This window comes from Psychrobacter sp. SWN149 (assembly GCF_015864565.1).
Classification (GTDB): Bacteria; Pseudomonadota; Gammaproteobacteria; order Pseudomonadales; family Moraxellaceae; genus Psychrobacter.
In genome coordinates this window covers 151,712-163,521 of record NZ_JADYWX010000007.1, presented here as the reverse complement: position 1 = coordinate 163,521, position 11,810 = coordinate 151,712, and the positions used below count along the sequence as shown (strand labels likewise).

General features: G+C 45.6%; 9 protein-coding genes and 1 pseudogene. 4 read left to right on the top strand and 6 right to left on the bottom strand.

Annotation, left to right across the window (positions count from 1 at the left end; translation table 11 throughout):
* Positions 1-115: pseudogene (locus I6E86_RS12300) on the top strand (elongation factor Tu); the annotation flags it as partial.
* Positions 116-269: 154 nt separating this feature from the next.
* Positions 270-767 carry a ribosomal protein S18-alanine N-acetyltransferase gene (gene rimI, locus I6E86_RS12295; protein WP_197177694.1) on the top strand — a complete coding sequence of 166 codons (498 nt, stop codon included), beginning with the start codon at positions 270-272 and terminating at the stop codon, positions 765-767.
* Between the two features lie 98 nt (positions 768-865).
* On the opposite strand, the gene I6E86_RS12290 is transcribed toward rimI, so the two are convergent.
* The 3 genes from I6E86_RS12290 to trxB are packed head-to-tail and all read right to left on the bottom strand — an operon-like array spanning position 866 to position 3,178.
* Positions 866-1,324, bottom strand: coding sequence for a MerR family transcriptional regulator (locus I6E86_RS12290; protein WP_197177693.1), 459 nt, complete (start codon positions 1,322-1,324; stop codon positions 866-868).
* 24 nt (positions 1,325-1,348) lie between these two features.
* A complete protein-coding gene (gene aat / locus I6E86_RS12285) occupies positions 1,349-2,155 on the bottom strand; it encodes a leucyl/phenylalanyl-tRNA--protein transferase (protein ID WP_197177692.1) in 807 nt (268 codons plus the stop codon).
* A complete protein-coding gene (gene trxB, locus I6E86_RS12280) occupies positions 2,156-3,178 on the bottom strand; it encodes a thioredoxin-disulfide reductase (protein ID WP_197177691.1) in 1,023 nt (340 codons plus the stop codon). It abuts the gene before it with no gap.
* Between the two features lie 1,084 nt (positions 3,179-4,262).
* Here trxB and I6E86_RS13855 point away from each other — a divergent pair.
* Positions 4,263-7,703 (top strand): DNA translocase FtsK, encoded by a 3,441-nt coding sequence (locus I6E86_RS13855; RefSeq protein WP_197177690.1) that lies wholly within the window; start codon positions 4,263-4,265, stop codon positions 7,701-7,703.
* Between the two features lie 234 nt (positions 7,704-7,937).
* A complete protein-coding gene (locus tag I6E86_RS12270) occupies positions 7,938-9,425 on the top strand; it encodes an amidase (protein ID WP_197177689.1) in 1,488 nt (495 codons plus the stop codon).
* A 259-nt stretch (positions 9,426-9,684) separates the two neighbouring features.
* Here the strand turns inward: I6E86_RS12270 and I6E86_RS12265 are convergent, their stop codons facing one another.
* The 3 genes from I6E86_RS12265 to I6E86_RS12255 form a co-directional block, all read right to left on the bottom strand.
* Positions 9,685-10,590 (bottom strand): DODA-type extradiol aromatic ring-opening family dioxygenase, encoded by a 906-nt coding sequence (locus I6E86_RS12265; RefSeq protein ID WP_197177688.1) that lies wholly within the window; start codon positions 10,588-10,590, stop codon positions 9,685-9,687.
* 82 nt (positions 10,591-10,672) lie between these two features.
* Complete coding sequence (gene rlmH / locus I6E86_RS12260) at positions 10,673-11,161, bottom strand: 23S rRNA (pseudouridine(1915)-N(3))-methyltransferase RlmH (RefSeq protein ID WP_197177687.1); 489 nt, start codon at positions 11,159-11,161, stop codon at positions 10,673-10,675.
* Between the two features lie 74 nt (positions 11,162-11,235).
* Positions 11,236-11,772: a DUF421 domain-containing protein gene (locus tag I6E86_RS12255; RefSeq protein ID WP_197177686.1), complete on the bottom strand. Its 537-nt coding sequence runs from the start codon at positions 11,770-11,772 to the stop codon at positions 11,236-11,238.
* Positions 11,773-11,810 lie beyond the last annotated feature (38 nt).

The window sequence follows — 11,810 nt, the reverse complement described above, 5'->3', positions numbered from 1 at the left end:
TGAGATGGGCGTAGAGCTTATCCACCCAATCGCTATGGACAAAGGTCTTCGCTTCGCTATTCGTGAAGGCGGCCGTACTGTAGGCGCTGGTGTTGTTGCTAACGTACTAAACTAATCTATCAGTCTCAGTAATGAGCTTTTAAGTTAGTCATAAAAAAGCCACCCTGTTTTGGGTGGCTTTTTTGTGGGTGTAGAGTCTTGAGCCAATTTTCTATAAGCTTCAGTTATGTTATTTAGGCAAGTCTAAGCAATAATAATAAGGGATCGTTATGTTTTTGATAGAGGCGCTACCGACTGATGTAGTCATGCGTAAGCAGTTGATTCATGCTGTATCAGATATCGAAGCTGAAATTCAGTCGCAAGATGCTTGGAATGATCAGGCTCTATCTGAATTACTCATGCAAGACAGTATCGATATGCTAATAGTCTATGGGCCAGAGAAAACTGAGCGAGCTGAAGAAAATACAGTGGTTGGCTACTGTTTATATCAAGTGGTTTTTGAGCAAGCAGAAATCTTACGTATTGGTACCTATCCTGACTATCAGCGACAAGGCATCGCTTCACAGGTTTTTAGCAAGCTGCATAAATGGCTGGCAGAGAGTCAAGTAGAGAGTCTTCTATTAGAAGTACGTGCAGACAACACTGCTGCAATCGCATTGTATGAGCAGCAGGGTTTTACCATTATTCATAGACGTAAAGGCTATTACCAACAGCCGCATCAGCCAGCAATCGACGCGCTTATTATGCAGCGTGTCTATACTGATTAACTAACTTACGGACTGAGCTGATATGTTTGATGAGGTGCTTGACGTTCTAAAGTCTGGTTGAGTAAGTAAGTCAAAGGTTTTAGCAGAGAAAAAGTATCTCAATTAATATTAAATGCATAGTCGATACTGTCAGGTATCTTCTTTTTGCATACTTCAATGTCCAACTGATAGGCTTTATCCGCTTTCATATGTCCCAAGATATCTATGCGCTCGCTCAGCAGTTCTATCATGACGCTGATATTGGCTTGCTGCTTTTTGACTTGTGCCAGTTTTTGCTGCGTTAGCATCAGTTGCAGATCGACATCCAGTTGCCCATCGTAATAGTCGTTTAGGCTGTCTTTGATTTCCGTGAGCGTAAAACCGATGGCTTGTGCGCTTTTAATCAAATCAATCCGTTCTATACACTCTGAATCAAACTCTGTATACAGACGCGATCCTGCTTGGCGCTTTCGTGATTTTAGCAGCCCCAGCTGATCATAGTGGCGAACGGTGTCTTTGGTCGTGTTGGCACTTTTTGCCAGCTCTCCGATCAGTAAAAACAATGTGTCAGTAGCCATAATCGCCTCGTAACGCTTTAGCCATTATAATTGCTCTTGCCAAGGTTGTGCCGCACCGAGATGCGACACTGACAAGGGTTTATGAGAATTGCTATGCCATTTGCTCCAGTGACCCGCTATCTGCGTGTCTAATTGAGTCAAAAAATCAGCACGCGGTAAAGTGGTGGCACCCAAGCTCATCAGATGATCGTTTGGCAATTGACAGTCGACGAGTGCCACGTGGGTTTGTTCACACAATCGCATTAAGCCCCAAAAGGCGAGCTTTGAGGCGTTGGACGCACGGTGAAACATCGATTCACCAAAATAGATATTACCTATTTTTAACCCATATAATCCACCAACAAGTGACCCTGTCTCATCCCAAACCTCGATACTATGGGCAAATCCTTGCGCGTGTAGTTCGGTATAAGCCTCAATCATCTCGCCATGAATCCAGGTGTGCTCACCTTCGGGCAGTTCAGTATTGATACCATCACTACGGGGCAGACTACAAGCGTGTATAACCTCATCAAACGCCTGGTTGAGAGTCAGCTGCCAACGCGTGCGACTTGCTTGTTTGCGCAATGACTTACTAGGTTGGTAAGCAGTTGGTACAATCACGCAGCGCGGTTCTGGGCACCACCAAGCGATCGGTTCATCTTCATTGAACCAAGGGAACAACCCTTGAGCGTAGGCTGATATTAGTGTTTCGGGTGCAAGGTCGCCGCCCATTGCAACGATACCAACACCCTCAGGATCGACAGAGATAGGACTTGGGAAGTCATAACGCCCAAGACTTTTTAAGGTCTCAGGCGTGATGTTTTTATTATTAAATTCAGAGAGCGTGACCATTTAGGCGTCTTGATCAGCGGTCAATGTTGACGCATAGGTATGATCGGCAGCATGGGCTTCACCAATAGAATCCAAGTACTTTTCAGCATCCAGTGCTGCCATACAGCCCGTACCAGCAGAGGTAATAGCTTGACGGTAGATATGATCGGCCACATCCCCTGCGGCAAACACACCTTCGATACTGGTTTGCGTGGCATTACCATGGAGACCACTGTTGACGACCAGATAGCCATCTTTCATGTCTAGCTGATCTTTGAACAGGTCCGTATTGGGCTTATGACCAATCGCCACAAACATGCCAAATACATCTAATTGCTTGGTGCTGCCATCTATGGTTGATTTGATGACAACGCCATTGACGCCCATATCGTCACCAACCACTTCTTCAACACTGTGATTCCACTCGATTTTGACATTACCATTTTTTACTTTTTCAAACAGTTTGTCTTGTAGGATTTTTTCAGAGCGTAGGCCATCACGGCGATGTACTAGCGTGACTTCAGCAGCAATATTGGATAAATACAAGGCTTCTTCGACCGCTGTATTACCACCGCCAATCACCGCGACTTTTTGGTTTTTATAGAAAAAACCATCGCAAGTGGCACAAGCTGACACGCCTAAGCCTTTGAACTTGGTTTCTGACTCTAGTCCTAAATACTGAGCAGATGCACCCGTTGAGATAATCAACGCATCACAAGTATAAGTGCCATTGTTACCCGTTAGTTGAAAAGGACGTTCGTTGAGATTTACGTCATTGATATGGTCATAAACCAATTCTGTACCAAAACGCTCAGCATGGGCTTTCATACGTTCCATCAAGGCAGGACCGGTCAAATCATGGGCATCACCTGGCCAGTTATCCACTTCCGTGGTGGTCGTTAATTGTCCGCCCACTTCCATACCGGTGACCATAACAGGCTTGAGGTTGGCACGTGCAGCATAAACAGCAGCAGAGTATCCAGCAGGGCCTGAGCCTAAAATAATGAGTTTTTCGTGACGTGGAGCAGTGGTGTCAGTTGCCATGAGTTGTTCCTTGCTAAATAGACTGATTAAAAGTATCAGGGATAAAATGAGTGATAAAAAAATCAAAAATTACAACGAATAAGGTTTTTCTGATTGCTATGGGATAATAACATAAGGGCATATCACACAAAGTGCAAGTTTGCTAAAACAAATACAGGTATCATTAGAATCAAAGCATATATAGTCAAGTCTATATAAATCCGCTACATCGTTATCCTCGCTAAGCATACTAGGGTCTGTTTGATATTCAAATGTGGTGCTGGCAGTCACTATTTTTTAGACAATATGCAGTGAAATTTTTGATGCCTAGTCATTCTAGGTGAAACAATTTCGCCATAATATTGGCAAAAAAGAGTACTGCCATGAAAGGCTGATGCTAAAATCACCCCAAACGTTGTTACAAACCTAGCCAAGGTCTCGACATTATCGTCGGTTTGCGCCTAGTTTTGTGCAATTTTAGCGATCAGCAGTCCTAATATTTGAATATCAAACAGACCCTAATGTATAACTTGCACTCGGTTTCCTTGTATCGAAATTATATTGAACTGATTATAGTCAATCCGCTAGAAAGGAGCGACAGTACTGATTTGCTTAAAGCCTCTCATCAGCGTTTGCGCTTAGCGGCCTTGTAGCATTTATACTCGTAGCATTCGTGCATGGCATCAACGATAAAAGCCTTAAGACACATGTACCAAAAACAGTAGGTCGTTTATAGGATTTACGCAAGATTATTAGCCATGCTCTATTAGCCGTGTTTTGCTATCGGGTTGCTTTTTGCGCAAATCAGCCATTGATTTACTTTCTTATACGCTTTCTTGATAAGAGTGTCGCCACTATACCTATGTATTTGTTATTATAAGAAGTTATGCCAAGTGTGATAAAGCCGAAGCGATACCGGTTATATCAGGGTCTTATGATAGGTACGTCCTCCCGACACTTTGCCAGCACTCTATGTCAGCACTTTATGTCAGCACTTTATGTCAGCACTTTATGTCAGCACTTTATGTCAGCACTTTATGTCAGCATGATTAGATTTAGTCATGCATTGGCGACCATTTAGTATTAATAACAAGGCAGATCTTACGTGATATCAGCACCGCTTATTGAGTATTTAAAAAAGGGAATATTTACCCTTCTTGGGTTAATACTGGCAGTCTACTTATTTGTCATCTTGATGACCTATACCGGTAATGACCCGAGTTGGTCGCATATCAGTAGTGATATGACTACGATCAATAATATGGGTGGCCAGATGGGTGCTTGGTTATCGGATTTGCTATACAGCTTTTTCGGTTTTGGTGCATGGTGGTTTTTTGCGTTTGTGGTCTATGAGTCCATTCTTATTTGGTGGAATAATAAACCGACGTTTTGGCTCATGCGATTGGTCGCCTATGTGTTTTTATTATTAAGTGCCAGTGCGTTATTTGCCCAACTGGTTGCACTGGTTCAGCACGTGACCAACCCTGCATCGACAGGTCTAGAGGGCGTAGCTGGCGGTATCATTGGACTTGAGTTGCAGGAGCGTTTGGCGCAATTATTATCGCAGTGGGGGAGTGTGGTCTTCTTAGCCGTATTTGTCGCTATTACTTCGACTTTTGCGTTCAATGTGCATTGGCTTGCGATATATCAAAAGATTACAGCACTGTCATGGCTTGGATCAGGTATCAAAAATAAAGACACGGCTCAAAACTCACATAGCGATGAGTCACGCAGCAACGGTCTAAACGATGACAGCACTCTAGACGGTAGCATTCTAAATGACACGACCAGTCAAAAAGCAGAGCATGAGCAGCTGCCACTTGAATTGCAACCGGAAGAGCATGCCAGTAATGCCCAAGCCTTTGGCAGTGGCGGTCGTTTTGGTCATGCATTATCAGATTTTTTGACGACGTCAGGATTGGCCGATAGCGTAAAAGCCTCTCTAGCAGTAGCAAAAGAAGCTGCAACCTCTAGTCATCAAAAAGAGCCGCAAGTATCCACCGCCACGAACAGTAGTAATAGCAACAACAGTAGCAATGATGACACTACCAATGCTATGTCTGTCTCGACGCCAAGTCCTGCTGCGACACCGAATCGTAAAGTCGAGCCAAGCTTTGCATGGAATGATGTCAATACGGTTGATGACTTGTTGGCTCGTGAGCAAATGGCTTATAGCGCAGACAGTACGGACAGCTTTGCTTCGCCTATACCCAATTATGCCAGTTCCCAAACCAGCGCCCATGCAGCGCTTCAAGAGACATTGGCTGATACTACCGCATCCCAATCAGATGCATATGACAAAGAAAGTATCGTTCAGCCATCAGTCAATGAAGCGATCAATACTGACACGATGAGTCCAGACCATAGTGAAGGGGAAATCGTTGTATCAGCCACTGAACTCGGCGCTGAAACAGACATTGAACTAGGCACTGAATCAGACACTAGCAAAAGCGTAGATAAGCTAGCAGAAGCATGGTTGGCTGAGCATGCTGACATATCAGCTCCAGTAACTATTCAGGCAGTTGAGACAAAAGCGCCTACTATTCAGGCGGCTACGACCCAAACAGTTGATAGCGTGCAAAAAGAAGTAATTGAGCAACCAGTGGCAAAAATAAGCACGCCGGTATCAAAACCGGTAGTAGAAGTCACTACTGACTACTCACAGGCGCCTAAACATCAACCGTCCAATGATGCAGACGTGCTAGCGGATAATGATGAAGCCTTTATCGCATCTGAAGCTACTGCTGTATCAGCCAAGTCAGAGGTTGCGCCGCCAGTATCAAACACCTTGGATATGACGCCGACCAATACACCACCTGCCAACCCAACATTACCACTAACAGCTGAGTCAGTTGCTGTGGTTGAATCAGCGACTGAGACAGTTGCAGTCCCTAAAGCTCATGTGAGTTTTGATATTCCTGAGGGCGACTCTAGCAACCATATTGCCGATATGATGCCAGATGAGACAAGCAACGATGCTGCTCCTGTTATGCCGCATATCAGCGATGATGCAGCGTTCAGTACCAAGTCACGCTCAATGCAAACAGCGGCCTACCGTAGTAGTCTGACACCGATTCCTGAGATGTCGATTTTAGACAAGCCAGATCCTGACCGCCAACCGAGTTACACCGACGAAAAACTGGTTGAGCTGTCAGAGCTCTTAGAAATCAAATTACAAGAGTTCAATGTAAAAGCATCGGTCGTCAACGCGATTCCGGGACCGGTTGTGACCCGCTTTGAGGTCGAGCTGGCGGCAGGGGTTAAGGCAAGTAAGGTCACTGGTATCTCGCGTGATTTGGCGCGATCGCTGTCTATGGCATCTCTACGTGTGGTTGAGGTGATACCGGGCAAGCCTTATATTGGTATTGAAGTACCCAATCCAAAGCGTGAAATGGTGCGCTTGATAGAACTGCTAAATACTGAAAAATTTAAAGACCCAAAAGCACAAATCAGCATGGCAATGGGTAAAGATATTGGCGGTAAACCTATCATTACTGACCTTGCGCGTGCGCCGCATATGCTGGTTGCTGGTACGACAGGTTCTGGTAAATCGGTTTTGGTTAACTCAATGCTACTATCGATGTTACTCAAATATACGCCCAATGAGTTGCGTCTTATTTTGATTGATCCCAAACAGCTTGAGCTTGCCAACTATAATGATATTCCGCATTTGCTAACCCCTGTAGTGACAGATATGACGGAAGCGGCCAGTGCATTATCATGGTGTGTGGCCGAGATGGAGCGCCGCTATCAGCTGATGAGCTTGCTAAAAGTTCGTAAGCTTGATGAATTTAATAAAAAAGTGCGCGCTGCCGAGGCCTCAGGCAATCCTATGCTTGATCCGTTATGGCGACCGAATGATAGCGTGAGTATCAGCCAAGCGCCCAAGCTCAAAACCTTACCGATGATTGTCATCGTCGCGGATGAGTTTGCCGATATGATTATGCAAGTTGGTAAACAAGCCGAAGAACTCATCACCCGTTTGGCACAAAAATCGCGGGCGGCAGGTATTCACTTAATGCTAGCGACTCAGCGCCCATCGGTTGATGTCATCACTGGTCTGATTAAAGCCAACATCCCAGTGCGTGCGGCACTGCGTGTTAACTCAAAAGTCGATTCACGTACGATTCTAGACAGTGGCGGTGCAGAAGACATGCTCGGTAACGGTGATATGTTGTTCTTAGGGCCAGGGCAGATTGAGCCTGATCGTGTACATGGTGCTTATGTCAGTGATGAGGAAGTCAACCGTGTCTGTGATGCGTGGCGTGAGCGCGGCGCACCTGACTATATTGATAACATGGCCGGAAATTTTGAATTGTCCAGTCCAGGCAGTAGTAGCAGTAGTGCCAATGCGTCTGGTGAAGACGATGACCTATATAATGACGCGGTGGCCTTTATCATGGAGACGCGTAAAGTTTCTGCTTCTAGCATCCAGCGTAAATTCAGTATCGGCTACAACCGTGCTGCCCGTATCGTTGACTCGATGGAAGAAGCGGGCTTGGTCAGCTCGATGGGTAAAAGCGGTAAGCGCGAGTTGCTAATGTAAATCTGTTGTCCTAATTATGATGATATGAAAAGACGAGTCACAATAGTGGCTCGTTTTTTTTGTGAATTTTTCTGGTTAACTTTAACGAATAATTACCTGAATGCCCAAATGACTAATGAGTTTGTTTATCACTCATAAGTAGTAGTTTTTTATACTAAACTAAGAAATATGTATAAGATAAATACATATTGCTATAAAGAATTTTAGGTCGTTACTCTCCAAGGAAGGTCAGTTATGTTTAAAGAATATACCCAGTATGACGGTTTGGCTTTAGCGTCGTTAGTCAATTCAGGTGAGGTCAGCGCAAAAGAGGTACTCGATGCAGCGATTCACCAAGCAAACATACTCAATCCCAAATTAAATGCCATCATCTATCGCTTTGATGAGCGTGCTTATAATGCCGCGCAAGCAGGTCTACCAAAAGGTGCCTTTAACGGGGTGCCTTACCTACTAAAGGATTTGTCATTTAGCTTTGCTGATGAACCTATCACAATGGGCAGTCGTAGCGTCAATATCATCTCAGAGAACGACAGTGAAATCGTCAAACGCATGAGAGCCACAGGCGTCAATACCTTTGGTAAGACCAACACGCCTGAGTTTGGTTTGATTATCACCACAGAACCGAAAGCACATGGCGCAACGCACAACCCTTTTAAGAAAGGGTATAGCTCTGGTGGCTCATCGGGTGGTAGTGCGGCGGCAGTGGCCAGCGGTATCGTACCGATGGCAGGGGCGGGTGACGGTGGCGGCTCGATACGTTTTCCAGCAGCATGGTGCGGTGCGTTTGGTCTCAAGCCTAGCCGTGGGCGCAATCCAATGGGGCCAGCTTATGGTGAAGGTTGGGAGGGTGCAGTAGCGGATCATGTTATTACGCGCTCTGTGCGTGATAGTGCCGCTATGCTGGATGCTACCAGTGGCGCGGAGACGGGTGCGCCATTTATCATTGCGCCGCCAGAGGGCACTTTTTTGCAAGCAGCAATGCGTGCGCCTAGGCAATTAAAGATAGCTTTGCATCAGCAGCCATTGATTACCAATACCAAAGTGGACCCAGAAGTGCTAGCGGCTCTTGAACAGACGGCCAAGCAGCTAGAGGCAATGGGGCATCAAGTCGTACCCGCTGAGCCAAACATTAATATCGAGCAGTTTTGGCATGATTATTTGGTGGTGGTCTGTACGCATACTGCCTTTACCATCGATAATATCGAGCGTGAGTTTGGTGCGCAGCATATCAAAAACCTAGAACCGCAAACCTATAACATGGCGCTACTCGGTCGGTCATTGTCCGCAGTGGATTTGGCTCATGCCAAGCACGGTTGGCACCATAGCCAATATCAGACGGGTCTCTTACTAGAAGAGTACGACATGATATTGTGCCCTACGGTACCCACACCTGCGGTCAAGCATGGCGTGCTACCACCTAGCCGTATGGACGAGATGATGATGCGTAGCACTGAGGTGCTCAATAAAGGCTTTAATATGGGTAAATATGCCTTTAGCTCAGGCATGATTGAAAAATTAAGCGCACCTGTATTGGGCAAAATGGGCTTTACGTTATTGGGTAACGTCACAGGGTTGCCTGCGATGTCAGTGCCGGTGGCGATGAGCAAAAAAGGCTTGCCAATTGGTATGCAACTGATCGGGCGTATGAATGACGAAGCAACGTTGTTTAGCGTGGCAGGCGAGATGGAGCGCGCTGGTTTGTTTACCAAGCCTGCCTTCTAATAGTAGATTAAGATTCTACTTTTGGCTAAATAATGCTTAGGGTCTGTTTAATATTCAAATGTGGTGCTGGCAGTCACTATTTTTTAGACAATTTCGCCATATATTGGCAAAAAAGAGAACTGCCCTGAAAGGCTGATGCTAAAATCATCCCAAACGTTGTTGCAAGCCTAGCTAAGGTCTCGACATTATCGTCGGCTTGCGCCTAGTTTAGTGTAATTTTAGCGATCAGCAGCCCTAATATTTGAATATCAAACAGCCCCTAATCAAAGCGATAGATATCCATGCCTAAGCTATGATGTGCCATGCTTTGATGGACAACTGAGACACGCTGACCTGTCCCTAATGCAAAAAACAGTGGCAGTAAGTGCTCATCGCTCGGGTGGATGTCTTTATAGTCAGGATATTGTTGCCAGTCGAGTGCAGTGGGAATGTCTATCTTTAGCTGTTGGAGCAACCACTGCTTAAAGGCACTTGCTGTTTGATCGATACTGTCAGCTTGCCAACGCAATGCTTGCAAGTTGTGGGTGATATTGCCCGAACCAATGATGAGGATTTGCTCATCACGCAGCTGCGCAAGCTGCGCCCCTAACTGATAACAGGCGATACTGTCGTAGTGCTGCGGCAATGATATCTGTACGATGGGCACATCTGCATCGGGATATAGGTGTCTGAGTGGTGCCCAAACACCATGGTCACAGGCACGTACCGGATTGACACTACAGTTGATACCGCGTGCCGTGAGCTGCTGGGCAAGCGATTCAGCCAGGGCGGGCTGACCGATAGTAGGATACTGTAGCTCGTACAGCTCAGGCGAAAATCCTGAAAAGTCATGCCACGTTTTTGGCTGAGGATTGCTACTGATTTCAAGCTTGGCTGACTGCCAATGCGCGGACATAATGACGATGGCACGCGGTTTGGGTAAGTTCTGTCCAATACGTGCCAGCGCACTGGTCGTGGCAGACTGTTCAATCGCTAGCGTCGGTGCGCCGTGCGAGATGAATAGTGCAGGTAGTTTGGCAGTATTGGCCGCTATCGTAGGCGTACTTTCAAATGCAGCAGCAGAAGTAATAGGTGCTCGCACTTTACCGACAGACTCATCCTGTGGATGACGAGTCTGAGTGTTGTGGACTGAGCGACTAGGTGTGGCGTTTTTTGGATATCTCATGCTGCATTTATTAGGGCATGCACTGGTTTTTCAATCTATTTGCTTGAGATATCGTGAACAAAAGCATGACTGGATATCTAACTTAATTACCACGATGATAAGGATGATTATTGTTAATGCTCATCGCGCGATATAGCTGCTCCATCAGTACGACACGTACCAGTGGATGCGGTAATGTCAGGGCTGATAGTGATAATTTTGCATCGGCTTTTGCCAATACTTCTGGCGATACGCCATCCGCACCGCCGATGACCAAGGCAATATCATCGCCTTGCTGCATCCCATCAGCCAGTTTATCCGCTAGTCCTTCTGTCGAAATCATTTTTCCTTTGACATCTAATACCCATAATTGCTCACGGCTTGAGGCATTGTGAGCGGCCAATATGGCTTGGCCTTCTTGCTCGCGGTACTGGGCTAGATTGGCATCAGATGGGTTCTTTGCACGTTTTGCAGCCGCAATTTCTACAATCTCAGTGCTGAGCATGGGCTGAATACGTTTATGGTATTCATCAAACCCTGTCTGCACCCAACTGGGCATCTTATTGCCAACCGTCAAAATTCTTACTTTCATAGTACGTACCATCTTAATAATTAAACAAGTATCAATTTTCTTTCATTAATCGTGAGTGGGTTATGATTTGACGCCTACATCAAAGGTTTAATGGTCTCTGGAACAGTAATATCACTATTTGAGCGTGACTCTGGACTTGGCTTTGGAATGACGCTGAGTTTGGCATCAGATTCAAAGACAATGGCTTCGACATCATCGAAACTATTGATGCCTTCAGTACGCATGGCGCATTCGATTTCTTGACGCGTCAAACGCTCAGCGCGCATCGCATCAGGCAAAAACTGCCCTTGATAAAAGACGATACGCGGCTCAGACAAAATAAAACTACTAAAGGGCGTTGAAATAGACGCATATTTGGTGACCAAAAACTGCAACATATAAAGTACTAAAATCGATGAAGCCCCTTCGACAAAAGGAATGTCTTTTAGCAAAATAGTACTGGCACCCAATGAGCCAATCATCACAGTGACGACCCAATCAAAGTTATTGAGCTGTGACGTCGAGCGCTTGCCAGAGATTTTTGTAATCAACACGATGAATACGTAAATCATAATGGTCGTTAAGACGATACGTCCAAGTTTGTCTATATTGTCAAAAAATAACATTTCCATGACGTTCTCCTATGTTCAAGGGAAATCGATTAACTCCA

Bases quoted from the DNA above. Each gene is read 5' to 3' on its own strand.
- rimI (WP_197177694.1), top strand. From the start codon at position 270: ATGTTTTTGATAGAGGCGCTACCGACTGATGTAGTCATGCGTAAGCAG.
- I6E86_RS12290 (WP_197177693.1), bottom strand. From the start codon at position 1,324: ATGGCTACTGACACATTGTTTTTACTGATCGGAGAGCTGGCAAAAAGT.
- aat (WP_197177692.1), bottom strand. From the start codon at position 2,155: ATGGTCACGCTCTCTGAATTTAATAATAAAAACATCACGCCTGAGACC.
- trxB (WP_197177691.1), bottom strand. From the start codon at position 3,178: ATGGCAACTGACACCACTGCTCCACGTCACGAAAAACTCATTATTTTA.
- I6E86_RS12270 (WP_197177689.1), top strand. From the start codon at position 7,938: ATGTTTAAAGAATATACCCAGTATGACGGTTTGGCTTTAGCGTCGTTA.
- I6E86_RS12265 (WP_197177688.1), bottom strand. From the start codon at position 10,590: ATGAGATATCCAAAAAACGCCACACCTAGTCGCTCAGTCCACAACACT.
- rlmH (WP_197177687.1), bottom strand. From the start codon at position 11,161: ATGAAAGTAAGAATTTTGACGGTTGGCAATAAGATGCCCAGTTGGGTG.
- I6E86_RS12255 (WP_197177686.1), bottom strand. From the start codon at position 11,772: ATGGAAATGTTATTTTTTGACAATATAGACAAACTTGGACGTATCGTC.